The following is a 23,863-nucleotide window of genomic DNA, read 5'->3' on the forward strand; positions in this document are numbered from 1 at the left end:
AACGTGGCCAGCGCAACCTCAGGCCAAAGGGAACGGGCTAGAGGGAACGCAGGACCGAGACCACTTTGCCCATGATCGTGGCGTGGTCTCCCAGGATGGGTTCGTACTGGGTGTTCTGGGGGAGCAGCCAAGTGTGGCCGTCGCGCTGGCGGAACGTCTTGACGGTTGCCTCGTCATCGAGCAGGGCCGCAACAATGTCCCCATTGGCAGCGTCCGCCTGGCGCCGCACCACCACCCAGTCACCGTCGCAGATGGCCGCGTCCACCATGGAATCGCCTGCCACCCGGAGCATGAACAGTTCGCCCTGGCCGACGAGCTGGCGGGGGAGCGGCATGACGTCCTCGACCAGTTGCTCGGCGAGGATGGGGCCGCCGGCAGCAATCCGCCCAACCAACGGAACCATGGCCGTATCAAGGGCGGTGGGAAGTTCGGTCACCGTGGCTCCGCTGCCCTGGGCCTGAGGAGCAGGAGATGCGCCTGCTGCCTTGCTGCCGCCATCCAGCGTGAGGGGCATCAGGACCTCCATGGCGCGAGGCCGCTTGGGATCGCGCCGCAGGTAACCCAGCTTTTCCAGTTGCGAGAGCTGGTGGGTCACGCTGGACAGGCTTGCGAGGCCCACCGTATCGCCGATCTCGCGCATGGAGGGCGGGTATCCGTTCTCATTGACTGAGCGCTGGATGGTTTCGAGGATCTTCTTCTGCCGCGGCGTCAAACCCTTGGCGGTCTTCTTCGATTGCGGGGCGGTCCTGCCCCCGGCGGCTGCTGCTGCCATATTCGCCAATGCCTTTCGCTTGCCGCCGGACCTTCCGCCTGGCACTGTTCCGCAGCGCCACCGGAAGGACTTCCGCTGTCATTGTCAGACCCTGCTGATCAACTTCAGTGGTGGTTGTTCTTTGGTTCAAAGCTAGGCCAGCCACATTGCTTTTTCAAACATTTGTTCTAGCGAGTCTCGACATTATTCGTCGATAGGTGCTAAAACTTAACAAGCAAAGTTCGAATATGTGTTCTAACCAGTGCGTGCCCTATTCGAAGACGTGGCCGGAAGAAATTGGCTGCCACGGAATGCATCGAGGGGCAGCTGGCTGGGCGGACACCCGGGCAGCACGGCAGGTCCAGGAGGGCTCAGTTCATGTCAGCTATATCTCTTCATCAGGTTTCACTCCCGCAGCCGGTTTCCCTGCAGGGGCGGAAGACTTCAAAGCGCTCGATTTCTTCAAAGAGCGGCGGCCCATCAGCAGCACCTTTCCGGCTTACGCGGCGGGGGCAGATCGTCCTGATCGGAGTGCCTCTTGTACTTCTCGCGGTCCTTCTGGTGTCCCTGTCCGGACTCTTCAACTCCCCGGCCAAGGCGTCCGATTCCGCTGCGGACCTGGCCGTGACGCCCACGGTCACGGTCACGGTGCAGGCCGGGCAGTCGCTGTGGTCCATCGCCGGGGCCGTTGCTCCGGACCGGGATGCCCGGGACGTGGTGGCAGACATCGTCCAGCTGAACAACCTTTCCGCCGGTGCCGTCCTGCCCGGCCAGCAACTGTTCGTCCCCACCCGCTAGGCGGATGCGGGTGTTGGCCCTCGAAGGAACTTGGCCAATTGCCCGCCACGCCCTTGGCGAACAGTACCCGTCACATTTTCCGGTGGTTGCCCCGGCAACTAAACTGTTCAGGTGAACGACCAGCTAGAACGTCTGAACCGGCTTCCCCTCCGCAGCAATCTTCGTGGGCTGACCCCTTACGGGGCACCCCAACTGGACGTCCCCATCCTGCTGAATGTCAATGAGAACACCCATGGTGTTCCTGCGGACGTGCGTGCCGCCATCAGCGCCGCCGTTACGGAGGCTGCTGCAGGGCTCAACCGCTATCCTGACCGGGAGTTCAGCGAACTGCGGAAAGCATTGGCGGAATACCTGGGGCACGGGCTCGATGAAACCAACCTTTGGGCAGCCAATGGCTCCAACGAGGTCCTGCAGCAGATCCTCCAGGCCTTTGGCGGGCCGGGGCGCACCGCGCTTGGCTTCCCGCCCACGTACTCCATGTACCCCCTGCTGGCCAGCGGAACGGACACCGCATACATCACCGGTGAACGCGCGGAAGGCTATGACCTGAGCGCAGAGTCCGCCGCCCGCCAGGTTAAGGAACTGCAGCCGAACATTGTTTTCCTCTGCTCGCCCAACAATCCCACCGGGACCGGCTTGGGACTGGACGTCGTGGAGGCCGTCTACGAGGCCGGCGAGGCAAGCCAGGCCATCGTGATCGTCGACGAGGCCTACCACGAGTTCGCGCACGACGGGACTCCCAGCGCCCTGACCCTGCTGCCCGGACGGGAGCGGCTCATCGTTTCCCGGACCATGAGCAAGGCCTTCGCCCTGGCCGGCGCCCGGCTTGGCTACATGGCGGCCGCCCCGGAGGTCACCGACGCGCTGCGGCTGGTACGCCTGCCGTACCACCTGTCCGCGATCACCCAGGCAACGGCCCTGGCCGCCCTCCAACACCGTGAAGCGCTGATGGCTGATGTCCAGGACATCAAGAAGCAGCGCGACCGGATCGTGACGGAACTGACCCGGATGGGCCTCACCCCGGCCGCGTCGGACTCCAACTACGTGTTCTTTGGCGGCCTGGAAAACCCGCATCAGGTCTGGCAGGAGCTGTTGGATGCGGGGGTGCTCATCCGCGACGTGGGAATTCCCGGCCACCTTCGGGTCACGGCAGGCACTGAGGCGGAAACCACAGCCTTCCTTACATCCCTGGAGCGCATCCTTGCGGGCCAGGCCGCGCTTCCCGCCTAGACTTGATACAGCGGCGCTGGACGCCTTGAACCACTTCCTCTCCCACTAAGGATCCTTCAGTATGAGTCCCACCGGATTGAATACGGCTGCGGCCCGGACCGCCCGCATGGAGCGTGCCACCAGCGAGTCCTCCGTACTCGTGGAGATCAACCTCGATGGAACCGGCGTATCGGACATCGATACCTCTGTGCCGTTCTATGACCACATGCTTACGGCCCTGTGCAAGCACTCCCTGATCGACATGACGGTCAAGGCCACGGGTGACACCCACATCGACGTCCACCACACAGTGGAGGACGTCGCCATCACCTTCGGCGAGGTCCTCCGGACCGCCCTGGGCAACAAGGCCGGGATCCGCCGGTTCGGCGAAGCCACCGTGCCGCTGGACGAAGCGCTTGCCAGCGCTGTGGTGGATGTCTCCGGGCGTCCTTACCTGGTGCACGGCGGCGAGCCCGCCGGCCAGGAGTACCACCTGATTGGCGGCCACTTCACCGGTTCCCTGACCCGCCACGTTTTCGAGGCGATCACGCTGCACGCGGGCATCTGCCTGCACATGAACGTGCTCGCCGGCCGGGACCCGCACCACATCGTCGAGGCACAGTTCAAGGCCTTCGCACGCGCCCTCCGCGCCGCCGTCGAACCCGATCCCCGGGTCGAGGGCATCCCCTCCACCAAGGGGGCGCTGTGAGCGGACAGGTCCTGAAGGACGGCGCCATCATCGACCCGTCAGCTTCACGCAAGCTGCCTTCACCCGAGGGTAAGCCCACAGTCACCGTGCTCGACTACGGCTCCGGGAACGTGCGGTCCGCTGTACGTGCCCTGGAACGCGCCGGAGCGGAAGTGATCCTCAGCGCCAAACCTGAAGATGTACTGAACGCGGATGGCCTGGTGGTCCCGGGTGTGGGTGCGTTCGAAACTGTAATGCGCGAACTCAGGGCCGTTGACGGGATCCGACTCATTGGCAGGCGAGTGGCAGGCGGCCGCCCCGTGCTTGGCATCTGCGTGGGCCTCCAGGTCCTCTTCGAAGCCGGAGTGGAGCACGGCACCGAAGCCGAAGGCATCGGCGAGTGGCCTGGCAAGGTCGAGGCACTCCGTGCCGAGGTGGTTCCACACATGGGCTGGAACACCGTCAAGGTCCCGGAAGGCTCCAAACTCTTCGCCGGCGTCGAAAACGAACGGTTCTACTTCGTGCACTCATATGGCGTGCAGGAATGGAACTTCGACGTCATCCAGCCCCGGATGGCGCCGCCCCTGGTGACCTGGTCTGAACACGGCGGCCCGTTTATCGCGGCGGTCGAGAACGGCCCCCTCTGCGCCACCCAGTTCCACCCCGAGAAGTCCGGCGACGCCGGCGCGCGGCTCCTGCGCAACTGGGTGGAAGGCCTGCGCAAACCGGTTGGCGGCCAACCTGCTGCAGCGCCGGCTGATGCCGGCAGCGACGCCTAGATGTGGTCTGTACTGCTCATGGGACTCGCCGGCATCCTCATCGGCGGCGGCATCTCATTCCGGCAGCAGCACAAGCCGCTCTGGACCCAGATTGCGTTCTACGTGCTGGCCGCCATGTCACTGCTCGCCGCCTACCTGCTGACGTTGCCGGCGGGCTGACCATCACCCGGGCGGCGGCGCGACGCCGACCTGCAAGCCCTGCCCCACCCAGCCTTTGCCCGAACCGAAGAATCAACACCGAGGATGAGTATGACCACCGCACATGACCTGCCGGTCCTTGAACTGCTGCCAGCCGTCGACGTCGTCAACGGCCAGGCCGTCCGGCTGGTCCAGGGCGAGGCCGGCAGCGAAACCAGCTACGGAACACCCCTTGAAGCTGCACTTAACTGGCAGCAGCAGGGCGCCGAGTGGGTGCACCTGGTGGACCTGGACGCCGCTTTCGGCCGCGGCTCCAACGCGGACCTGCTCCGTGAGGTTGTGGGCCGGCTGGACATCAAGGTGGAGCTCTCCGGCGGTCTCCGTGATGACCAGACCCTGGAGGCCGCCCTTGACCTGGGCGTGGCCCGGGTCAACCTGGGGACGGCTGCGCTGGAGAACCCGGAGTGGACCCGGCGGGCCATCGAGCGCTTTGGCGACAAGATCGCCGTCGGCCTTGACGTCCGCGGAACAACCCTGGCCGGCCGGGGCTGGACCAAGGAAGGCGGGGACCTCTGGGACGTGCTGGGCCGCCTCGAGGAGGCCGGCTGCGCCCGGTACGTCGTGACCGACGTGACCAAGGATGGCACGCTGCAGGGACCCAACGTCGAACTCCTCCGCCAGATGGTGGAAAAGACCGGCAAGCCCGTGGTTGCTTCCGGCGGCATCTCCAGCCTGGATGACCTGAAGGTCCTCCGGTCCCTGGTCCCCCTTGGCGTCGAAGGCGCCATTGTGGGCAAGGCCCTCTATGCCGGCGCCTTCACCCTGCCCGAAGCCCTCGACGTCGCCGGCCGTCGCTAAGCCGGGCGGCCTGTTCATCCATGCCTAATCCCGAAGAGCCGGGGCGCCCGGCACCCCGCCCGCTGCCTGGCCACATCGCGGCAGCATTGGCCGGCGCCGGCGGCGCAACGGATTCCGCGGGCCAGCCGTGGGCAGGACGCAGCCTTGAAGGTGATGACGCGAAGATCCACAACTTCGAGGACGACGACGGCGCGGCCGACGCCGGTTACCTCGCCGCCGTGGCCGCGCTCCGGCAGGGGACAGGAGACGAAGCGGGCGTCGTCGCCGCCCTGGCCACGGCCCGCGTCTTCATTCCGATTGTGGCGCAGCTGGCCGAAGAGGCTGAAGCAGCCCACGGGCTGCACGCCGACAAGCAGGCAGACATGGCGCTGGTGACGCTGAAGGCGGCCGATGGCAGGACCGCCCTCCCCGCATTCACCTCTGCGGCCGCCCTGGCCGCCTGGCATCCGGAGGCCCGGCCCGTCGCCGTGTACGCCGCGCGGGCGGCCCTCTCGGCAGTCGCGGAAGGCGCCGAGCTCCTGGTCCTGGACCCGGGAGCAGACGTGACGTTCGTGGTGCGCCGCCCCGGCGTCTGGGCACTGGCACAGCAGCACGGCTGGACCCCTTCGTACAACGACCCCGAACTGGCCGATGAGATGACCCGCGCCGCCTCCGGTATTGCCGCCATTCGCAGCATCGGGCTGTTGCCAGGCAGAGGAGTAGCGTCCCGTGCAGCAGACGGCGCCGTGCTCCCGGGCGGCGGCGCGGGGCCGGAGCTGCAGGTGGTGCTGTACCTCGAGGACGGACTGGACGCCGCCGGTGTCCAGGAGTTGGTGGCCGGCCTGCAGTCGGAGTGGTCGCGGAATGTATTGTTTGGGGAGCGCGTCGACTCGCTGGAAATCAAACTGAGGCGTGCTCCCGACTAGCCGGCAGCCGGATGGGTGATCCCCGCCAGCGCTGTGGCGTACCCTGAAGGACCGCTTCGTGAATTTCGCTCTCTACCGGGAGTTGCTCGCCATCCGGCCGATCCGCCGGCTGCTGCTGGTGGGCATGATTGCCCGCATCCCGCACTCGGCCGCCGGGGTGCTCCTGACCCTGCATATCGTCCTCACCCTGGGTCAGGGCTATGCCGCTGCCGGTGCCGCCGCAGCCGTCATGACCATTGGCATTGCCCTGGGCGCTCCATGGCGGGGCAGGCGCGTTGACACCGTGGGACTGCGGACCGCGCTCATCCCGTCCGTGATTTCGGAGACGGTGATCTGGTCTGTCGTGCCGCACGTGTCCTACCAGTGGCTCCTCCCGCTGGTCTTCGTAGGCGGCCTGCTCACCCTCCCCATCTTCAGTGTGGTCCGGCAGTCCCTCGGCGTCCTGGCGGAGGGCGACCAGCGGCGCACCGCCTTCGCCCTGGACGCCATCACCACGGAAATGGTCTTCATGATCGGCCCTGCCGCCGGCGCTGTGGTGGCCACCAGTGGATTCACCATTGCCGGGTTGACTGTGGTGGGCGTGGCCACGTCCCTCGCCGGGCTGTTCCTCATGTGGTTCAACCCGCCCACCCGCAGTCCGGGACAAACCATCGAATGCGCCGAAGATGAGCAGCATGCAGCGGAAGTTGCCGTCGTCTCCACCGCGCCGGCCCACGTCCAGGAAGCGGCCGCGGAACTGGCGCCGGCCGGAGCGGCCACCAGTGCTGCACAGGGACTGCGCGGAAGGCTGGCAGGTGGCTTCGCCTGGTTCACCCCAACGGTCGCGGCACTCTTTGCCGTTGCTGCCGGCGCCGGAATGGTGTTGAGCGGCACCGACGTCGGCATTGTTGCGGCGCTGCAAACCGGCGGACACCAGAGCGAAATCGGCATCGTCTTCGTCTTCTGGTGCGCTGCGTCAGTGGTGGGCGGCCTCATCTACGGCGCCATGCACCGGCCCATCCCGCCTGTCATCCTGCTGCTGGGCATGGCGGCGCTGACCCTGCCCATGGCTTTTGCCCACGACACCTGGACCCTGGCGTTCGTCTCCGTCCTGCCGGGCCTGCTCTGCGCTCCCGTACTCTCCGCGGCTTCCGAAAAAGTCGCGGACCTGGTGTCCGAGGAGCGGCGGGGAGAGGCCATGGGCTGGTACGGCTCGGCCCTCACCGCCGGTGTTGCCCTCGGTTCCCCGCTGGCCGGCATCTTCATCGACGTCATGGGGCCGTCCGGGGGCTTCGTTTCGGTCGGCGCCGCCGGCGTCGTACTGTGCCTGGTGGGCCTGGTCCTCCAGCAGCGCCGCCGGAAAGCCGCCGCCTGATACCGGTCCCCTCATCGATTGCTGCGTAGTTGTCGTTTTGGCCTCGGCGGATTCATATGGTCATTGCAACAAGGCCATTTGAAGGGGTGTTGCGATGCCGGCGGGGTACGTGTTTGGGGATCAGGTCAGGGACGGGTTTTTTGCTTTGCTGCGGCAGGGAGCGTCGATTAGTGAGGCGTGCCGCGTGTCGGGTCTGTGGTCCTCAACGGTGCTGCATTGGATCCGGAAGATGGGCCCTGTGGAGATGTCCAAGGGCAATCGTGGAGGGCCTGCAGGGGCGCCGTTTCCGGACGGCGTCCCTGGTTCAGGCAGGCTGAGTCTGTCGGAACGGGCGGTGATCATGGTGCGCCTGCGAGATGGCTGGTCCTACGCGGCGATCGGCAGGGAACTTGGCCGGGACCGGTCAGTGATCTGGCGCGAGGCCAGACGGAACTGCTGCGATGACGGCATCTACCAGTCCGACGTCGCGCAGCTAAAGGCAGGTCAGAACGCCCGCCGCCCCAAGGAACACAAGCTCGCCCATAAACCGCTGGCCCGCTTCGTGGAGTCCGCCATGGACGAGGGCTGGTCCCCCCAGCTGTGCTCGCTGGTCCTGGCTGGTGCATTCCCGGACGATAAGAGGATGCAGATCAGCCACGAGACGATCTATCAGGCCATCTACGTCCAGGGCCGCGGTCATGTCCGCCAGGACCTGTACCGGCAACTGAGCACCGGCCGGGCCAAACGGGTCACCGACGGACGCGGCCGGGGTCGGAACAACAGTCCGTTCAAGGACGCGCTGAAGATCTCCGAACGTCCTGCTGAAGCCGAGGACCGGGCCGTTCCCGGGCACTGGGAATGCGACCTGATACTCGGCTCGGTCGCCAGCAACTCAGCGATCGGAACCTGCGTGGAACGTTCGACCCGATACACCATGCTGCTGCACCTGCCCAACGGCCACAGCGCAGACGAGGTCGCTAAGGCCATGATCACCGCGTTCGCCGAACTGCCGGCGGACCTGCGCAAAACCCTCACCTATGACCGCGGAGTCGAGATGGCCCGTTACGCCCAAATCCAGATCGCGATCGACGCGGAAATCTACTTCTCCGACCCGCACTCGCCCTGGCAACGCGGGACGAACGAGAACACCAACCGGCTCCTGCGGCACTGGTTCGCCAAAAGCACCGACCTGTCCGTCCACACGGCCCAGGACATCAAACGAGCTCAGGACAGCCTCAACAACCGGCCACGCCCCACCCTCGGCCTCGCAACACCCAAGCAGAAATTCAACGAACTCCTCCTCGCCGCAGCAGCCTAACCGTTGCAACGACCACTTGACTTTCCACTCGGAAAACGGCAGGTACGGAGCAATCGATTGACCCCGGGGGCACTTTGCTGGGGAAACGACGACGGCGGGACGACCTTGAAAGGCCGTCCCGCCGTCGGACACTGCTTGGGTAGGTTCTTCCTTAGTTCACTGCCCCGGTGTACTTTTCGCCCGGGCCCTTGCCCGGGGCGTCCGGAATCAGCGACTCTTCACGAAACGCCAGCTGCAGGGAGCGCAGGCCGTCGCGCAAGGGTCCTGCGTGCTGGGACCCGATTTCCGGGGCAGCCGCGGTCACCAGGCCGGCCAGCGCGGTGATCAGCTTGCGGGCCTCGTCAAGGTCCTTGAGTTCGGCTGCGTTGTCCTCTGCGGCCAGGCCAAGCTTTACCGCGGCCGCGCTCATCAGGTGCACGGCGGCCGTGGTGATGACCTCGATGGCGGGGACTTCCGAGATGTCGCGGATCTGCTGTGAAACGTCTGCGCCCGCGTCGCCGGGCTCGAAGACGTACGAATTACTGTCTGGGGTGCTCATACTGGTAAGCTTGACACAGACCGACTGGATGTCGTTATTTCAGAGATTGTCCCAAACGATCAGGTTCCCAACAGCGCTTTCCGGCGTTGACGGGAATTTTTTCTGTAGAATGGCTTCCAGTTTGCAAGCGGAGTTCTCTCCCACCCGCGTCAGCCGCTGTCCCAGGCGTTCCCTTTGGAACCTGCAGGGGACGCAAGGTTGCCGGGTACCTGGTTGGGCACGGACCGGCACTCGCCGGGACTGTGCACGTGCAGCCCTTTCGGGGTTGCTGAGCCAACCTATCTGAGGCCTTCGATTGCTCCGGCAATTGGGGGCCTTCTCTATTTGCCGGGAATCAACAACAAACACAGGAGCTTTAACATTAGCGAGCCAAGAATCAATGAGCGTATCCGCGTCCCCGAGGTGCGGCTGGTCGGCCCTGCAGGTGAACAGGTAGGAATCGTCCGTATTGAGGATGCCCTGCGACTGGCTGCCGAGTCCGACCTTGATCTCGTTGAAGTTGCACCTCAGGCAAAGCCTCCGGTGTGCAAGCTGATGGACTTCGGCAAGTACAAGTACGAGGCCGCAGTCAAGGCACGTGAAGCACGGAAGAACCAGACGAACACTGTTCTGAAGGAAATCCGCTTCCGCTTGAAGATCGACACCCACGACTACGAGACCAAGCGCGGCCATGCCCTGCGCTTCCTCGGTGCCGGGGACAAGGTCAAGGCCATGATCCAGTTCCGCGGCCGTGAGCAGCAGCGTCCGGAGATGGGCATCCGCCTGCTCCAGCGCTTTGCCGACGACGTCGCCGAAGTTGGCGTAGTGGAGTCCAGCCCCCGTATTGATGGCCGCAACATGGTCATGGTGGTGGGCCCGCTGAAGAACAAGGCTGAGGCCAAGGCCGAGGCGCGCCGTGCAACGCAGCGTGCTGAAGCGAAGGCGCAGAATGAAGCCAAGGCTTCGGGACGTGTCGATACGTCCGGCGAGGACCAGGCCCCCTTGACGCAGTCACTGGCTGACCTGCTGCCGGAGGGTTTCACCGTCTCCACCGAACCGGATGCAGTCGTTGAGGACAATGCTCCCGCCGAGGCGCCCGCGGCTCCTGAGCAGGAAGCTCCGAAGCAGGAAGCCCCCAAGGCTGCTGCACCGAAGCAGGAAGCTCCGAAGCAGGAAGCCCCCAAGGCTGCTGCACCGAAGCAGGAAGCTCCGAAGCAGGAAGCCCCCAAGGCTGCTGCACCGAAGGCTGCTCCGGCGCCCCGGCCTACAGCTGCCGCCAAGCCGGAAGCCGCCGCGCCTGCGGCGCCCAAGCCGGCCGCTGTGCCTGCACCGCCCAAGCCGGTGGCCAGGCCTGCAGCGCCGAAGCCTGCTGCACGCCCTGCCCCCAAGGCAGCGCCGAAGCCGGCCGGCAAGAAGACCAACTAGTTCACAGCTGCCGGGGTATGCACCCGGCAGTCAGCAACCAGCATGCTGCCCGCAGGGGCGGCTGCGCGATAGAACTGCGGCCCCCGGGCCCGCAGAAACGTAAGGAGATCGGTTCCCATGCCGAAGATGAAGACCCACAGTGGCGCTAAGAAGCGCTTCAAGCTGACCGGCAGCGGCAAGCTGCGCCGCCAGCAGGCCAACCGCCGCCACTACCTGGAGCACAAGTCCTCCCGCCTGACCCGCCGCCTTGCCGGCGACAAGATCGTCTTCAAGGGCGACGCCAAGGTCATCCGCAAGATGCTCGGCATCTAATTTCCAAGTTCTATGAGGGGCTGCCACCTGGCGGCCCGTCACCTGCCAAACAGCATTCTCAGGCCGCCGGAACTCCGGCAGTAGATGCTTGGGATCAGATTTTCGAAGGAGTACGCACGTGGCACGTGTGAAGAGGGCGGTCAACGCCCACAAGAAGCGCCGGGTTGTTCTTGAGCGCGCAAAGGGTTACCGCGGACAGCGTTCGCGCCTGTACCGCAAGGCCAAAGAGCAGCTGCTGCACTCGTTTGTGTACAGCTACGGCGACCGCAAGAAGAAGAAGGGTGACTTCCGCCGCCTGTGGATCCAGCGCATCAACGCTGCTTCCCGCGCCAACGGCCTCACCTACAACCGCCTCATCCAGGGCCTGAAGGCCGCCGAGGTCGAGGTTGACCGCCGTATGCTGGCCGAGCTTGCCGTCTCTGACGCCAACGCCTTCGCCGCGCTGGTCCAGGTGGCCAAGGACTCCCTGCCGGCAGACACCTCCGCCAAGAAGGCAGCAGCAGCCTAGGCAAGCCGCTTCCGCCCCTCGCCTGAGGGGCCCGTTCAGGAACAGGTGGCAGCAGCTACTACAGTTCTTATATGAACGAAACCGGGCGCCCGCAAGATTTTCCACTGTCCAACCCCCGAGCCGATCGGGTGAAGGACGTGGCAAAGCTTGCAGGGCGCCCGGCCCGTTTAAAGCGTGGCCAGTTCCTGGCTGAGGGGCCGCAGGCCGTCCGCGAGGCACTCAAACTCCACCAGCAGCGGATTGCGGCGGGAGCACCCGGAATAGTCACCGAGGTCTTCGCCAGCGAAAGCTGCCTTGACCGGTTTCCGGAATTCGAGGAGCTTGCCGACGGCACCAACGCCCGGCTGGCCACCGAAGAGGTCCTGGCAGCCATGGCAGACACCGTTAACCCCCAGGGGATCGTCGCCGTCTGCAGGTTTGTGGACGTGCCCCTTGAAGAGGTGCTCGACGCCGGGCCCCGCCTGATTGCCGTGCTGTGCCAGGTGCGGGACCCGGGGAACGCGGGAACCGTCCTGCGCGCCGCAGATTCTGCCGGTGCCGACGCCGTGGTTTTCACCACCTCCAGCGTGGACATCTACAACCCCAAGGCTGTCCGCTCCACCGCAGGGTCGCTGTTCCACCTTCCCGTCGTACTTGCTGCCGATCCCGCTGAACTAGCCCAGGCCTGCAAGGCGCGCGGCATCGGCATCCTCGCCGCTGACGGCTACGGACAGCTGGACCTCGATGTCCTGCAGGACGAGAACGCCCGGCGCAGGCTCACCGGTACCGGACCTGAGTCCGTCTACGACCTCGCCGCGCCTACCGCCTGGCTTTTCGGCAACGAGGCGCAGGGACTGTCCGCTGAGGAGCTGGAATTGGCAGACCACCGCGTGGCTGTTCCCGTCTACGGTGCCGCCGAAAGCCTCAACCTGGGGACCGCGGCCACGGTGTGCCTCTACGCCAGCGCCCGCTCCCAGCGCCGGGTCCAGGCTCCGATGGAACCGGAAGCAGCAACCTAAGGACGCACGACGGCGGCCGGCGCCTTGGTCAGGCCCGCCCCTCACGGAGGCTTCCGGACAAGGGCATCAGGGGGCACAGACCAGGCGCAAAGACGGGGCACAAAGAAAAGGCCCCGGAAGTCCGGGGCCCCATCGGATAGTTGTAACAGAGCGGTTATGGTGCGCGGCTGGTCCGGCCGCGTCCGGTAACTGCTCCATAGATGCCGGCGACAACCAGGCCACCGACGATAGCGAGAATCCAAGTGCCGAGGTCGAAGAAAGCAAGATCGCCCTTGTTGAACAGCAGGCTGCCAATCCAGCCGCCAACAATGGCGCCAACGACACCCAGGATGAGGCTGGTGACCCAGCCGCCGCCGACCCGTCCGGGCATAACGGCCTTAACGATGGCCCCGACTATGAGGCCCAAAATAATCCAAGCAAGAAAACCCATGTCTCCTCCTTATTGTGACCGGGATTAATAGTCCCGATGAGGCTCAAGCTAACATAAGCCCCCTGCAAAGTCAGTAGCTCCAGTGGCGGCGTTGCGGCATCGTTAGGACCTGGCGGCCGCCGGGTTTCCCGCCTTGGGACGCGCCGCGAAGGGTTCAGGCGGCCAACGGACTTTTGCGCTCGAGCAGGCCGCTGAGAAGGGCGACGCCGAAACCAAGGATGGCGAGCACGGCCCCGACCAGGGCCGGGGCAACGAAGCCCCAGCCGAGGGCGATGACAACGCCGCCGAGGAAGGCGCCCAGGGCGTTGGCCACGTTCAGCGCGGCGTGGTTGAGGGAGGAGGCCAGCGACGGGGCATCCGGTGAGGCATCCAGCAGGCGGGTCTGGAGGGCAGGGATGAGCATGGAGCCGGAAGCTCCCACCACAAACACCATGACCATGGCGCTCCAGGGCCAGTGCGCTGCAACCGCGTAGACCACCAGGGCCACGGCGATGGCCGGGAGGACCCGGTACAGGGTGCCCATGACCGATTTGTCAGCGAGCCTGCCGCCGACGATGTTCCCTGCCACCATGCCAAGCCCGTAGAGCGCAACCACCAGTGGGATCAGGGCGGACGGGATGCCGGCTACCGCCGTCATGGTGTGGGCGATATAGGTGTAGGTGGCGAAAAAGCCGCCGAAGCCCACAATGCCCACCAGGAGGGCCAACCATACCTGGAGCCGTTTGAGGGCCCCGAGTTCGCGCCGGATGCTCGCGTCCGGGTGCGCGTGCTGGAAGGGGACGAATTTCCACACCATGGCCAGTGCCAGCAGTCCGATGGCACCAACCAGGACAAACAGCAGGCGCCAGCCGAAAGTCTGGCCCAGCCACGTGGCGGCCGGTACTCCCACGACGTTTGAGACGCTGAGTCCGGCCATGACCATCGAGATGGCCCAGCCCCGTTTTGTCGGCGGAACAAGGGATGCGGCGATGACGGCTGCCACCCCGAAAAACGCGCCGTGCGGCAGGCCGGCGGCAAAGCGGGACACCAGCATTGAACCGTAGTCGGGCGCAATGAATGACGTCAGGTTGGCCACGGTAAAGAACAGAAGCAGCCCCAGCGCGAGTCTCTTGCGGGGGAGTTTGGCTCCGACGGCGGCCAGGAGGGGAGCGCCCACCACCACGCCCAGCGCATACGCGGAGATCAGGTGCCCGGCTTCAGGGGTGCTGATCCCCAGGCCCACTTCCACTTCCTTCAGCAGGCCCATCATGGTGAATTCGGTGACCCCGATCCCCACCCCGCCCATGGCCAGGGCGAAGATGGCCATGCCGATGTTGGGCGTTTTGGTGCGGGTAGCCGTGGACGGGGAAAGAACGCTGCTCATATGCCTGCTTCTCGAAACGTGGATCGTATAAGGGGCGGATGCCACGGCGGTGGGGCAGGACGGTCCGGACAGTGTGGGAACCCTTGCTGGGCTGGACCTATTCCCGCGGGAGGAGATTCCCCGGCAGGACTGCTGTTCCCGGACACTCCATTGTGGCCCATAGAATGAGCCGGTGACTGGACTGATTCAGGTTGTGGGCGGAGCTGTAGTGGACCGACTGGCCAATCCGGCGGCGCTGCTGGTGGCGCGGCGAAGCGCGCCGGAGCACCTGGCGGGGCTATGGGAATTCCCGGGCGGCAAGGTGGAACCCGGTGAGGAACCCGAGGCGGCGCTGGTACGGGAACTGGCTGAGGAACTCGGGATCGGCGTGCACCTTGGTTCAGAGCTGCCAGCGGAAACACCGGGCGGCTGGCCCCTGAATGAAAGGGCCAGCATGAGGGTCTGGTTCGCGGAGGTGACCCGCGGCGAACCGATGCCCCTGGAGGACCATGATGAGCTGCGCTGGGTTGACCTGGGGGACCGCGAGGCGGTCCTGGCCCTGCCGTGGATCCCGGCCGATTATCCGATTGTCCGCGCGCTCCTGGATTCTGTTGCCCAAGGTTCTGATCCCATGGATTCCGGTGCGCTGCTTGCGGAGGCCCCGGGCAGGACCAAGGCCTGACACATCAGGGCGGCCTGGATGACGGGGCAGTTAGAACAGGGATTCCTGCACAGCATTCCCGGATGCCGCCGAAACTGGCGCCGAAGGATGATCAGCCGGGACGCCCGGAACCGCTGTGGGAATGATCCCGGCCGGATATTCCGCTTCCTCCACTCTGGGGTCGTCCAAGTTCCGGTGGCTGAAACCTGCCGAATGTGAGAAGCCGTGCCGGGCCTTGAAATACCTGACCTTCCCGGCCAACCAGGTGCGGTACTCCTTGGAGGCGTAGGAACCTGTCCCGTACAGCCGCCGGTACCGGCCGGCGAGTTCGGGGTGGTGGGTGGCGAGCCATTTCATGAACCATTCCCTGGTGCCCGGCTTCAGGTACAGTGCGCCCGCACTGACTCCGGTTGCCCCGGCTGCCGCCAGGGAACCGAACAGCGCATCCAGGGCTTCGTCACTGTCGGACAACCACGGCAGGATGGGCATGGCCATGACACCGCAGGGGAGTCCAGCCTCACGCAAGCGGGAGACGAGTTTGAGCCGGGCCCTGGGTCCGGGCGTGCCGGGCTCGATGGCCTCCGACAAGGCTTCGTCCGTCATGGCCAGGGAGATGCCCAGCCCCACGGGCACCTGCGTGGCAGCCCTTTTGAGCAGCGGAATGTCCCGAGCCAGCAGGGTCCCCTTGGTGAGGATGGACAGGGGAGTGCCGGACTCCGCCAATGCGGCAATAATGCCAGGCATGAGCCGATACCGGCCCTCGGCCCGCTGGTAGGGATCGGTATTGGTGCCCAGCGCCACTTGCTGGCGTGTCCAGGAGGACTTGTTCAGTTCCTTGCGGAGGACTTCCGCGACGTTCACCTTGACCACCACCTGGCTGTCAAAGTCCATGCCGGCGTCGAAATCCAGGTAGGTGTGCGTCTTCCGGGCAAAGCAGTAGACGCAGGCGTGGCTGCAGCCGCGGTAGGGATTCACGGTCCATTCGAACGGCATCTTTGATCCCGCCGGGACCCTGTTGAGCGCGGACTTTGCGGTGACCTCATGGAACGTGATGCCGACGAACTCAGGGGTGGTGACGGAGCGGACCAGTCCCGCGAGTGGAAGGAGCGCCGGTGCTGCCCCGGCCGCGGTGTCCGGTGGACTGGGCATCAGTGCCTGCGCTTCCCATCTCATGACTCCATTCGAAAACATGTTCGAATGGAAGTCAAGGCGCCGCGCAGCAGGCCGTGCCGGCGGAAAGGCTATTGTTCCAGTGCCCACGTGGCAGTGACGGTGGCCTCGACACGGTTGGTGCCCGGCTCGACTGCCAGGCCCTCCGACGCACTCGTCCGCTGCATCCCGTCAAGTGGAACCGGCCCTCCCGCAGGCGGCTGGTCGGTCACGGACAGCACCCGGCCCAGGGTTGCGGAGGCCAGGGCGGCATACTGGACGGCGGTGCGCAACGCGTCATGCCAGGCAGTGTCCCTGGCCTCTGCGCGGACCGCGGCGTCGTCAGAGAGGACCAACTGCAGGTTGTTCAGCCGCACGTTGTCCCCGGCCGCACCCACTGCCGCGGAAATGATGGCGGACGCGCTGCCAATATCCCGCAGCCTGACCGTGAGGCTGCTGGCCGCTACGTACCCCACGAGTTTCTGGCCTTCGCCGTCCCGCCAGGCGAGGTCGGCGCGGACGGATAAACCTGCTGAGCGGATATCGGCCGGGGCAACGCCGTGGCTGCGGAGAGCGGAGCCTACCGCAGCCAGTCCCTCCGCGGCCGCCGCGTACGCGCCCTCCACCGATTCGGCGCGGCACTCCACTCCCACCGAAACCAGCATCAGGTCAGGGGCCGCTTCCGCCCATCCCGTACCCGTGACGGTGACTGTCCGCGCATCCTCGTGCATGCCGGGTTCCTGTCCCTTCACTTTCGCCTTCCCGCCATAAGCGGGTAGCCGCCGGCCGCCAGCCCTGCCCTGCGTTCAAAGATGTTGCCCGTTCCCGGATTTCCGGTACGCAGCACCGACCAGCCCGCGGCTGCGAGGTACAGCGGGATGAAGGGCAATCCCAGGCACCATGCGTACTGGCTGCAGTGCCTTTCCTCGTGCCCCAGGAGCCCCGGCCGGGACAGCAGTTCCCCGGCCGTGCTGCGGCACAGCACCACGTTGCCAAGGGTGTAGGCGTGAGCGAACGGCAGCCGCCAGCGGTAGCCCGCGGCGATGATCAGTCCGCGCGGCCCCCGGCTGATCCGGGTCCGGGCGGCGAGGGCGACGGCGAGCCCGGCCAGGGTGCTCCCGTTCAGGAGGTTCGCTGCCCGCCTTAGTCGCTGGGCCGTCGTCGGGCGGTGAAAGGCACCCGCGCGCTGCCGCAAAGTCATGAGGCCATGGTAACCGGAGGGTTCAACTAGACTGGAGGGCAGTGGCCGCCGGTCCTGCCGGCGAGCCCTGACCTGGTCATTGAATGCACCTGACGTTCAGCGCATTCATCCATGACCTGCCGGCGACGGACGCGCCGGGCGGGAAACCGCCAACGGCTGCCCCGGCCGCCGGCAGCCACGACTCCTAGCTAAGAACAGTAGATGACTGAAACTTTGCCGGGCGGTGCCATCCCGAACCCCACGGATGAGGCCGCCATCAATGCCGCTGTAGACCAGGCCATCACCGCCATCGCCGGTGCGGCCACCCTTGACGAGCTGAAGGCAGTGCGCCTCGCCCACAGTGGTGAGAAGTCCCCGCTGAGCCTTGCCAACCGTGAGATCGGCCGCTTGCCCAAGGACCAGAAAGCGCTCGCCGGAAAGCTGATGGGCTCCTCCCGCGGCCGGGTCAACAAGGCGCTCGCCGATCGTGCCACGGTTCTGGAGGCTGAAAACGACGCCAGGATCCTGGTCGAGGAAACCGTGGACGTCACCGCCGCGCCGCGCCGCCGCCGCGCCGGTGCCCGTCACCCGCTCTCCACGCTGCAGGACCGCGTCGCGGACATCTTCGTGGGCATGGGCTGGGAAATCGCCGAAGGCCCCGAGGTGGAATCGGAGTGGTTCAACTTCGACGCCCTGAACTTCAAGCCGGACCACCCGGCCCGCGAAATGCAGGACACCTTTTTCGTGGAACCTCCCGAGGCCCACTTGCTGATGCGCACCCACACCTCGCCGGTGCAGGTCCGGTCCATGCTGGAGCGGGAGGTGCCCATCTACGTGCTGTGCCCCGGCAAGGTGTTCCGCACCGATGAACTGGATGCCACCCACACCCCGGTGTTCCACCAGTTCGAAGGCCTGGCCATCGACAGGAATCTGTCCATGGCGGACCTGCGCGGCACCCTTGAGCACTTCGCCCGGCAGATGTTCGGCGACGAAGCCCAGATCCGGCTGCGCCCCAACTACTTCCCGTTCACCGAGCCCTCCGCCGAGCTGGACATCTTCCACCCCGGCGCCAAGGGCGGCCCGGCCTGGATCGAGTGGGGCGGCTGCGGCATGGTCAACCCCAATGTCCTGCGCGCCGCGGGCATCGACCCGGACGTCTATTCAGGTTTTGCCTTCGGCATGGGCATCGAGCGCACCCTCATGTTCCGCAACGAGGTGGGGGACATGCGCGACATGATCGAAGGCGATGTACGGTTCAGCGAGCACTTCGGGATGGAGATCTAACAGTGCGTATCCCACTTTCCTGGCTGCGTGAATTCGCGGCCGTACCGGCCGAAGCATCGGCCGAAGATGTCATGGCCGAGCTGGTCAAGGTCGGTTTCGAGGAAGAAGCGGTCCACCGCCCCACGGACACGCTGAAGGGCCCCGTCGTGGTGGGGCAGGTGCTGAGCCTGGTCAAGGAGCCGCAGACCAACGGCAAGACCATCAACTGGTGCCAGGTCCGCGTTGTCCCCGAAGGGCAGGAGCAGACCCTCACCGGAGACGGGATTGACCCCTCCGGTGTCCAGGGCATCATCTGCGGCGCCCACAACTTCGTGGAGGGCGACAAGGTGGTGGTCACGCTTCCGGGCGCCGTGCTGCCCGGCGACTTCCACATCTCGGCCCGCAAGACCTACGGCCACCTGTCAGCCGGCATGATCGCCTCGGTCCGCGAACTGGGCATCGGCGAGGACCACGACGGCATCCTAGTGCTGTCCCGCATCGGGCTTGACCCGGAAGTGGGCACCGACGCCATGGAGCTTTTGGGGCTGTACGACCAGGCCGCGGAAATCAATGTCACCCCGGACCGCGGCTACGCCTTCTCCATCCGCGGCATGGCGCGGGAATACGCGCACGCCACCGGCACCGCCTTCACGGATCCGGCCGGGAAGGTCAATGCACCCGCGGAGCTCTCCGGCGGCTACGGCGTGAAGCTCAACGACGACGCCCCCATCTACGGCAAGCCCGGCTGCGACCGTTTCGTGGCACGCACCGTTCGCGGCGTGGACGCCACCCGGCCCACCCCGCCGTGGATGGTGTCCCGGCTCCGGCTGGCAGGCATCCGCTCCATCTCACTGCCCGTGGACATCTCCAACTACGTCATGCTGGAGCTGGGCCAACCGACGCACTGCTACGACCAGGACAAGCTGTCCGGTGAGATCGTGGTGCGGCGCGCCTCGGCAGGCGAGAAGATCACCACCCTGGATGGCAAGGAACGCACCCTTGACGCCGAGGACCTGCTCATCACCGATGACTCCGGTGCGATCGGCATTGCGGGAGTCATGGGCGGCGCGGCCACCGAGGTGAGTGATTCGACGTCGAACGTCCTGGTGGAATCGGCACACTTTGACGAGGTGTCCATTGGGCGGTCCCGGCGCCGGCACAAGCTGCCGTCCGAGGCGTCCAAGCGTTTCGAGCGCGGGGTTGACTGGCAGGTGGCGGGCATCGCCGCCCAGCGCGTGGTGGACCTCCTGGTGGAACTCGCCGGCGGCACCGCCGACGAAACGGGCACCGACGTGGGCGCGGCACCGGAGACCATCACCATTGGACTGCCCGCCGGCTTCGCCGCGGCCCGCATCGGCATCAACTTCACCGAGGAGCAGATTGTCACCTCCCTTGAGGACCTGGGCGCCGTCGTGGAGAAGAACGACGGCGGCTGGAGCGTTACGCCGCCCACGTGGCGCAGCGACCTGGAAACCAAGGAAGACCTGACCGAGGAAATCGCCCGGCTGGTGGGCTACGACAAGATCCCCGCCACCCTGCCGGTGGCCCCTCCGGGCCGCGGACTTACCCGGGTCCAGCAGCAGCGCCGGCGCCTGATCCAGTCCCTGGCTGATGCCGGCCTGACTGAGGTGCTGTCCTACCCGTTCGTGTCCAAGGCAGCCAACGACACCTTTGGTGCGGCCGAACAGGGTTCGGAACTGAGCGCGGTCAAGCTGGCCAACCCCATCAGCGAGGAGCAGGGTTTCCTGCGCACCTCCATCCTGCCCGGGCTGATCGAGGTGGCCAAGCGGAACCACTCGCGGGGCTTCCGCGATCTTGCCCTGTTCGAGTCCGGCCTGGTATTCCTGCCGGCCGGGACCGTGGGCACAGCTTCGATCCCGCCGCTGGGCGCCAAGCCTGACGCCGAGGTCCTCGATGCACTCTACGACGGCGTCCCGGACCAGCCGTTCCACGTGGCTGCCGTCCTCACCGGCCACGATTCCCCGGCCGCCGCGGGGCACACCCCCCGGCAGTGGGACTGGGCCGATGCGCTGGATGTTGCCCGCCTCGCCGGCGACGTCCTCGGCGTCGACCTGGTGGTCAGCCAGGGCAGCCACCAGGCGTTCCATCCCGGCCGCACCGCCCGCCTGGCGCTGCGGACAGGGGAGACCGTTGGCTACGCGGGCGAACTGCACCCCAAGCTGCTGGCAGCTTCGGACATGCCTGCCCGTTCGGTGGCACTCGAACTCGACGCCGACACCCTGTTTGAGGCGGCACCGGACGTGATCGTGGCCCGCCACATCTCCACGTACCCGGTAGCCACTCAGGACGTTGCACTCGTTGTCCCGGCCGGGGTGCCGGCGGACGAGGTCCTTGATGCGCTGCGTGAAGGTGCCGGCGAGCTGCTGGAGGACGTGGCGCTGTTCGACGTCTACGCAGGCAAGGGGATCGAGGAAGGCAAGAAGTCGCTGGCCTTCGGCCTTCGGTTCCGGGCAGCCGACCGCACCCTCACCGCAGACGAAGCCTCGGCTGCGCGTGAGCAGGCAGTGGCGTTGGCCGCAGAACGCTTCGGAGCCGTCCAGCGCTAAGCAGGGCAATCTCCGGACGAAAGCAGTCCCCGCATCCCTTTGAATTGGGTGCGGGGACTTCTTCGTTACGGCGCCAACTGTTCGAACATGCTGATGGCGCAGAAATTTCTTACTTCCTAAGTTTTTCGGCACGTTGACGGATTCCCTTGAGCATCCTTCGCTCCATAACGAACCAGCATGCATCGACCAGCGGCGCCAGAATCCAGAGGACGACCTTTGTGTAGATCCGGATGCGTACCCGGCTCACCAACCGTGTATTGTCCCCCTCCGGGTACAGCGCGAAACACCAACTGACGCGGCCGGAGACCGGTTCCAGTACCATGGCCCGTTCGGCGTCAAGGATCCTGACCGGCCAGTCCGGGCCCTTGCCCAGGGGAATCACGTCACCTGCCGCAAGCCCTTGGAACTCGGGAAGTATCCTGCCGGCGCTTGGGCCACTCAGGATACCGAAGGCCCGGTCCAGGACGTCGTAGCTGTACAGGCCACCGCGCCTGTCGCCCATTTGCACAAGCCATGGCCATATGCTGCCGGGACGGGCCTTGATGGACACGGCCCTGGTTGTCGTCACATACGGATCGTTCACGAACTCATCGCCTGGCATTGGGCGTTCTTCTTCGTCCTCGTTCGCTCCCCAGTGAAGGTGGAGCGGGCGGATGAACTGGTGATAGACAGCTACCGCGGCGAGGATTGCCCCGGGAATGCGCAGGATTTTCGGGGGCAATTGAGCCGGCTGCCTGGGACTGTCCATGATTGAGGACTCTCCATCCTGTGACTGGTATCCCTGGCGACGTCAATGTACTTGCCCCGGGGTGCAGCCTGTTCCTTTAAGTGAGTCCCTCGGCCCGGCTCCTGATCCCGTGGAGCATGCGCAGGGACATGACGAAGCTGGCAACTTCCACGGTCTCTACCAGGAACCGTGCCCACCATTGCCGGTAGGCGTACCGCTCACGGACAACGAGTCGGGTGGTGTCGTTTGGCTTGGGTTGGAGGATGAAGGCCCAGGTGAAGTCGAAGGGGCCGGGTGCTGGACTCCGGGGGATGCGCAGGACGAGCGCTCTTTCCGGTTCAAGGAGCGCCACCTCCAGGTCCGAGGAGTCCGTGGGTGCCAGATGGACAGGGTCGCCCACTTTGATGTCCTGCCACTCAGGATGGATGCGGTCCGCGCTGTGGATATCCAGGCCGGCGAGGTTCTCCAGGAAATCGTAGCTGTAGAGTCCCCCTCGGCGCTGGCCCATCTGCACCAGCCACGGCCACACCCGTTCAGGCGGCGCATGGACGGTGACAGACCGCGTTGCCTGCAGGCCGGCGACAGTGATCAGGTCATCACCGGGCAGTTGCCCGCCCGCCTCCTCCCGGGTTGCACCCCAACGCAGTTGGAGGCGCCGGAACGCAAACCAGCAGGCCGGAACACAGATAAGTGCTCCGGCGGCAGGAAGCCGGCGCAGGTTCCGTTGATGCATCATTGGCCGAGTGTCCCACCCTGGGCGGCCTTTGGGTTGGGCCGAAAGCCCTGTTCCACCATCCCAGGGCCAGGGTGTGAGCGCCCCATGTACAACCGCCGCGCTCAGGCTGTGAACCGCCGCCGTGGCTACTTCACGTTCCCCAAGGACCAGGTGTCAGGGCACCAGGACGACCTTGCCCGTGGTCTTCCGGCCCTCCAGGTCGCGGTGCGCCTGGGCTGCCTGGCTCAACGGGTAGCGCGCGCCGATCCGGACCTTCAGGCTGCCGTCTGCGGCGGCGCCAAAGACCTCGTCCGAGCGCCAGCGCCGTTCCGCAGCATCCCGCAGGTGGTGTGCAATGGTGGGCCGGGTGAGGAACAGGGAGCCCCCGGCATTGAGCCGCTGCGGGTCAAAGGGCGGGACCGGCCCTGATGCCGCGCCAAAAAGCACCAGCATGCCCCGGACGCGCAGCGCTGCAAGTGAACCATCGAACGTCTCTTTCCCCACGCCGTCGTACACCACGTCCACGCCGATGCCGCCCGTGATGTCCGTGACCCGCTTCGCGAAACCGTCGTAGCGCAGCACGTGGTCCGCGCCCGCCGCACGCGCAAGCTGATCCTTCTCATCGGTGGAAACCGTGGTGATCACTTCCGCGCCGCGGGCCTTGAGGAGCTGGATCATGAGCAGGCCCACACCGCCGGCCCCGGCGTGCAGCAGGACCCTGTGGCCTGGCTCCACCTTGAAAGTGGAGTTCATCAGGAAATGCGCCGTCATCCCCTGCAGGGGGAGGGCTGCGGCCGTGTAGACGTCCAGGCCTTTCGGTACCGGCAGCGCCGCCTCCTCGTCCACCAGCGCGTAGTCCGCATAGCACTTGGTGCCCTCGGCCGTTGCAATCCGGTCGCCCACGACGAAAGCCGTCACTCCTTCGCCCACTGCCTCCACCGTCCCTGCGGCTTCCGTACCGGGGGTAAAGGGGTACTGCACTTTGTAGGTCCCGCTGCGCTTGTATGTGTCGATGAAATTGACGCCCGCCGCCTCCACTTTGAAGAGCACCTGACCCGGTCCGGGGACAGGGGTTTCAACCTCGGTGTAGTCAAGGACTTCCGGTCCGCCTGCCTGCCGTGCGACGATTGCGTGCGTCATGGCTCTCCTTTCGCGGGTCCCGGCGTTTCCGGCCCCGGCTGCCGAAACCATCCTAGGGACACCGCAGCCCGGGGCGGCAAGTACAGAAGCAGCAGGGGCGCCAAGGACATCCATGCATAAATATCGGCATCAGTGCATAACTATTGCTGTAT

Annotated in this window: 26 protein-coding genes; 16 read left to right on the top strand and 10 right to left on the bottom strand. The window is 65.8% G+C overall.

Annotation, left to right across the window (positions count from 1 at the left end):
- Nucleotides 1-37: 37 nt before the first annotated feature.
- Nucleotides 38-772, bottom strand: a complete 735-nt coding sequence (lexA, locus tag FBY33_RS12515) for a transcriptional repressor LexA (protein WP_142030848.1) — start codon at nt 770-772, stop codon at nt 38-40.
- Nucleotides 773-1,207: 435 nt separating this feature from the next.
- Here lexA and FBY33_RS12520 point away from each other — a divergent pair, with 435 nt between their 5' ends.
- The 9 genes from FBY33_RS12520 (at nt 1,208) to FBY33_RS12555 (ending at nt 8,777) form a co-directional block, all read left to right on the top strand.
- The gene (locus FBY33_RS12520) at nt 1,208-1,549 is read left to right on the top strand and encodes a LysM peptidoglycan-binding domain-containing protein (protein ID WP_142032846.1); all 342 of its coding nucleotides are present in this window, start codon (nt 1,208-1,210) and stop codon (nt 1,547-1,549) included.
- A 111-nt stretch (nt 1,550-1,660) separates the two neighbouring features.
- Nucleotides 1,661-2,779, top strand: coding sequence for a histidinol-phosphate transaminase (locus tag FBY33_RS12525; RefSeq protein ID WP_142030849.1), 1,119 nt, complete (start codon nt 1,661-1,663; stop codon nt 2,777-2,779).
- Between the two features lie 61 nt (nt 2,780-2,840).
- Complete coding sequence (gene hisB, locus FBY33_RS12530) at nt 2,841-3,467, top strand: imidazoleglycerol-phosphate dehydratase HisB (protein WP_142030850.1); 627 nt, start codon at nt 2,841-2,843, stop codon at nt 3,465-3,467.
- Nucleotides 3,464-4,225, top strand: coding sequence for an imidazole glycerol phosphate synthase subunit HisH (gene hisH / locus FBY33_RS12535; RefSeq protein WP_142030851.1), 762 nt, complete (start codon nt 3,464-3,466; stop codon nt 4,223-4,225). The genes hisB and hisH overlap by 4 nt, the downstream gene beginning before the upstream one ends.
- Nucleotides 4,226-4,384: a hypothetical protein gene (locus tag FBY33_RS20515; protein ID WP_200831374.1), complete on the top strand. Its 159-nt coding sequence runs from the start codon at nt 4,226-4,228 to the stop codon at nt 4,382-4,384.
- Between the two features lie 90 nt (nt 4,385-4,474).
- A complete protein-coding gene (gene priA / locus FBY33_RS12540) occupies nt 4,475-5,221 on the top strand; it encodes a bifunctional 1-(5-phosphoribosyl)-5-((5-phosphoribosylamino)methylideneamino)imidazole-4-carboxamide isomerase/phosphoribosylanthranilate isomerase PriA (RefSeq protein ID WP_142030852.1) in 747 nt (248 codons plus the stop codon).
- A gap of 20 nt (nt 5,222-5,241) precedes the next feature.
- The gene (locus FBY33_RS12545) at nt 5,242-6,126 is read left to right on the top strand and encodes an SseB family protein (protein WP_142030853.1); all 885 of its coding nucleotides are present in this window, start codon (nt 5,242-5,244) and stop codon (nt 6,124-6,126) included.
- Nucleotides 6,127-6,184: 58 nt separating this feature from the next.
- Nucleotides 6,185-7,480 (top strand): MFS transporter, encoded by a 1,296-nt coding sequence (locus FBY33_RS12550; protein ID WP_142030854.1) that lies wholly within the window; start codon nt 6,185-6,187, stop codon nt 7,478-7,480.
- A 94-nt stretch (nt 7,481-7,574) separates the two neighbouring features.
- Nucleotides 7,575-8,777: an IS30 family transposase gene (locus FBY33_RS12555; protein ID WP_142030855.1), complete on the top strand. Its 1,203-nt coding sequence runs from the start codon at nt 7,575-7,577 to the stop codon at nt 8,775-8,777.
- A 151-nt stretch (nt 8,778-8,928) separates the two neighbouring features.
- On the opposite strand, the gene FBY33_RS12560 is transcribed toward FBY33_RS12555, so the two are convergent.
- Nucleotides 8,929-9,315 (bottom strand): DUF1844 domain-containing protein, encoded by a 387-nt coding sequence (locus tag FBY33_RS12560; RefSeq protein ID WP_056338291.1) that lies wholly within the window; start codon nt 9,313-9,315, stop codon nt 8,929-8,931.
- Between the two features lie 402 nt (nt 9,316-9,717).
- On the opposite strand from FBY33_RS12560, the gene infC reads away from it, so the two are divergent.
- From infC to FBY33_RS12580, 4 genes are all read left to right on the top strand, one after another.
- A complete protein-coding gene (gene infC / locus FBY33_RS12565) occupies nt 9,718-10,719 on the top strand; it encodes a translation initiation factor IF-3 (protein ID WP_235010556.1) in 1,002 nt (333 codons plus the stop codon).
- A gap of 117 nt (nt 10,720-10,836) precedes the next feature.
- Nucleotides 10,837-11,031: a 50S ribosomal protein L35 gene (rpmI, locus tag FBY33_RS12570; RefSeq protein ID WP_009358635.1), complete on the top strand. Its 195-nt coding sequence runs from the start codon at nt 10,837-10,839 to the stop codon at nt 11,029-11,031.
- Between the two features lie 118 nt (nt 11,032-11,149).
- Nucleotides 11,150-11,539: a 50S ribosomal protein L20 gene (rplT, locus tag FBY33_RS12575; protein WP_018771574.1), complete on the top strand. Its 390-nt coding sequence runs from the start codon at nt 11,150-11,152 to the stop codon at nt 11,537-11,539.
- Nucleotides 11,540-11,610: 71 nt separating this feature from the next.
- Nucleotides 11,611-12,537, top strand: a complete 927-nt coding sequence (locus tag FBY33_RS12580) for a TrmH family RNA methyltransferase (protein WP_142030857.1) — start codon at nt 11,611-11,613, stop codon at nt 12,535-12,537.
- Between the two features lie 154 nt (nt 12,538-12,691).
- Here the strand turns inward: FBY33_RS12580 and FBY33_RS12585 are convergent, their stop codons facing one another.
- Nucleotides 12,692-12,967: a GlsB/YeaQ/YmgE family stress response membrane protein gene (locus FBY33_RS12585; protein ID WP_142030858.1), complete on the bottom strand. Its 276-nt coding sequence runs from the start codon at nt 12,965-12,967 to the stop codon at nt 12,692-12,694.
- 154 nt (nt 12,968-13,121) lie between these two features.
- Nucleotides 13,122-14,330, bottom strand: coding sequence for an MFS transporter (locus tag FBY33_RS12590; protein ID WP_142030859.1), 1,209 nt, complete (start codon nt 14,328-14,330; stop codon nt 13,122-13,124).
- A 172-nt stretch (nt 14,331-14,502) separates the two neighbouring features.
- Here FBY33_RS12590 and FBY33_RS12595 point away from each other — a divergent pair, with 172 nt between their 5' ends.
- The gene (locus FBY33_RS12595) at nt 14,503-14,991 is read left to right on the top strand and encodes a (deoxy)nucleoside triphosphate pyrophosphohydrolase (protein WP_142030860.1); all 489 of its coding nucleotides are present in this window, start codon (nt 14,503-14,505) and stop codon (nt 14,989-14,991) included.
- A gap of 30 nt (nt 14,992-15,021) precedes the next feature.
- On the opposite strand, the gene FBY33_RS12600 is transcribed toward FBY33_RS12595, so the two are convergent.
- The 3 genes from FBY33_RS12600 to FBY33_RS12610 form a co-directional block, all read right to left on the bottom strand.
- On the bottom strand, nt 15,022-16,143 hold the full coding sequence (locus FBY33_RS12600) for an Rv2578c family radical SAM protein (protein ID WP_142030861.1): 1,122 nt from the start codon (nt 16,141-16,143) through the stop codon (nt 15,022-15,024).
- Between the two features lie 68 nt (nt 16,144-16,211).
- Entirely contained in the window at nt 16,212-16,850 is a 639-nt protein-coding gene (locus tag FBY33_RS12605) for an SIMPL domain-containing protein (RefSeq protein ID WP_142030862.1), read from the bottom strand.
- Nucleotides 16,851-16,867: 17 nt separating this feature from the next.
- Nucleotides 16,868-17,320 carry a hypothetical protein gene (locus FBY33_RS12610; protein ID WP_142030863.1) on the bottom strand — a complete coding sequence of 151 codons (453 nt, stop codon included), beginning with the start codon at nt 17,318-17,320 and terminating at the stop codon, nt 16,868-16,870.
- A gap of 201 nt (nt 17,321-17,521) precedes the next feature.
- Here FBY33_RS12610 and pheS point away from each other — a divergent pair, with 201 nt between their 5' ends.
- Both pheS and pheT read left to right on the top strand, forming a co-directional pair.
- Nucleotides 17,522-18,583 carry a phenylalanine--tRNA ligase subunit alpha gene (gene pheS, locus FBY33_RS12615; RefSeq protein WP_142030864.1) on the top strand — a complete coding sequence of 354 codons (1,062 nt, stop codon included), beginning with the start codon at nt 17,522-17,524 and terminating at the stop codon, nt 18,581-18,583.
- Between the two features lie 2 nt (nt 18,584-18,585).
- Nucleotides 18,586-21,129 (top strand): phenylalanine--tRNA ligase subunit beta, encoded by a 2,544-nt coding sequence (gene pheT, locus FBY33_RS12620; protein ID WP_142030865.1) that lies wholly within the window; start codon nt 18,586-18,588, stop codon nt 21,127-21,129.
- Nucleotides 21,130-21,238: 109 nt separating this feature from the next.
- Here pheT and FBY33_RS12625 read toward each other — a convergent pair whose 3' ends face one another.
- The 3 genes from FBY33_RS12625 to FBY33_RS12635 form a co-directional block, all read right to left on the bottom strand.
- Nucleotides 21,239-21,877 (bottom strand): hypothetical protein, encoded by a 639-nt coding sequence (locus FBY33_RS12625; protein ID WP_142030866.1) that lies wholly within the window; start codon nt 21,875-21,877, stop codon nt 21,239-21,241.
- Nucleotides 21,878-21,953: 76 nt separating this feature from the next.
- The gene (locus FBY33_RS12630; RefSeq protein ID WP_200831375.1) at nt 21,954-22,592 is read right to left on the bottom strand and encodes an SRPBCC family protein; all 639 of its coding nucleotides are present in this window, start codon (nt 22,590-22,592) and stop codon (nt 21,954-21,956) included.
- 153 nt (nt 22,593-22,745) lie between these two features.
- Nucleotides 22,746-23,711, bottom strand: a complete 966-nt coding sequence (locus tag FBY33_RS12635) for a quinone oxidoreductase family protein (protein ID WP_142030867.1) — start codon at nt 23,709-23,711, stop codon at nt 22,746-22,748.
- Nucleotides 23,712-23,863: the final 152 nt, after the last annotated feature.

Origin of the sequence: Arthrobacter sp. SLBN-112 (assembly GCF_006715225.1) — a bacterium.
Classification (GTDB): Bacteria; Actinomycetota; Actinomycetes; order Actinomycetales; family Micrococcaceae; genus Arthrobacter.

Bases quoted from the DNA above. Each gene is read 5' to 3' on its own strand.
- lexA (WP_142030848.1), bottom strand. From the start codon at position 772: ATGGCAGCAGCAGCCGCCGGGGGCAGGACCGCCCCGCAATCGAAGAAG.
- hisB (WP_142030850.1), top strand. From the start codon at position 2,841: ATGAGTCCCACCGGATTGAATACGGCTGCGGCCCGGACCGCCCGCATG.
- FBY33_RS20515 (WP_200831374.1), top strand. From the start codon at position 4,226: ATGTGGTCTGTACTGCTCATGGGACTCGCCGGCATCCTCATCGGCGGC.
- priA (WP_142030852.1), top strand. From the start codon at position 4,475: ATGACCACCGCACATGACCTGCCGGTCCTTGAACTGCTGCCAGCCGTC.
- FBY33_RS12545 (WP_142030853.1), top strand. From the start codon at position 5,242: ATGCCTAATCCCGAAGAGCCGGGGCGCCCGGCACCCCGCCCGCTGCCT.
- FBY33_RS12555 (WP_142030855.1), top strand. From the start codon at position 7,575: ATGCCGGCGGGGTACGTGTTTGGGGATCAGGTCAGGGACGGGTTTTTT.
- FBY33_RS12560 (WP_056338291.1), bottom strand. From the start codon at position 9,315: ATGAGCACCCCAGACAGTAATTCGTACGTCTTCGAGCCCGGCGACGCG.
- rpmI (WP_009358635.1), top strand. From the start codon at position 10,837: ATGCCGAAGATGAAGACCCACAGTGGCGCTAAGAAGCGCTTCAAGCTG.
- FBY33_RS12580 (WP_142030857.1), top strand. From the start codon at position 11,611: ATGAACGAAACCGGGCGCCCGCAAGATTTTCCACTGTCCAACCCCCGA.
- FBY33_RS12585 (WP_142030858.1), bottom strand. From the start codon at position 12,967: ATGGGTTTTCTTGCTTGGATTATTTTGGGCCTCATAGTCGGGGCCATC.
- FBY33_RS12590 (WP_142030859.1), bottom strand. From the start codon at position 14,330: ATGAGCAGCGTTCTTTCCCCGTCCACGGCTACCCGCACCAAAACGCCC.
- FBY33_RS12600 (WP_142030861.1), bottom strand. From the start codon at position 16,143: ATGAGATGGGAAGCGCAGGCACTGATGCCCAGTCCACCGGACACCGCG.
- FBY33_RS12605 (WP_142030862.1), bottom strand. From the start codon at position 16,850: ATGCACGAGGATGCGCGGACAGTCACCGTCACGGGTACGGGATGGGCG.
- FBY33_RS12610 (WP_142030863.1), bottom strand. From the start codon at position 17,320: ATGACTTTGCGGCAGCGCGCGGGTGCCTTTCACCGCCCGACGACGGCC.
- pheS (WP_142030864.1), top strand. From the start codon at position 17,522: ATGACTGAAACTTTGCCGGGCGGTGCCATCCCGAACCCCACGGATGAG.
- FBY33_RS12625 (WP_142030866.1), bottom strand. From the start codon at position 21,877: ATGGACAGTCCCAGGCAGCCGGCTCAATTGCCCCCGAAAATCCTGCGC.
- FBY33_RS12630 (WP_200831375.1), bottom strand. From the start codon at position 22,592: ATGATGCATCAACGGAACCTGCGCCGGCTTCCTGCCGCCGGAGCACTT.
- FBY33_RS12635 (WP_142030867.1), bottom strand. From the start codon at position 23,711: ATGACGCACGCAATCGTCGCACGGCAGGCAGGCGGACCGGAAGTCCTT.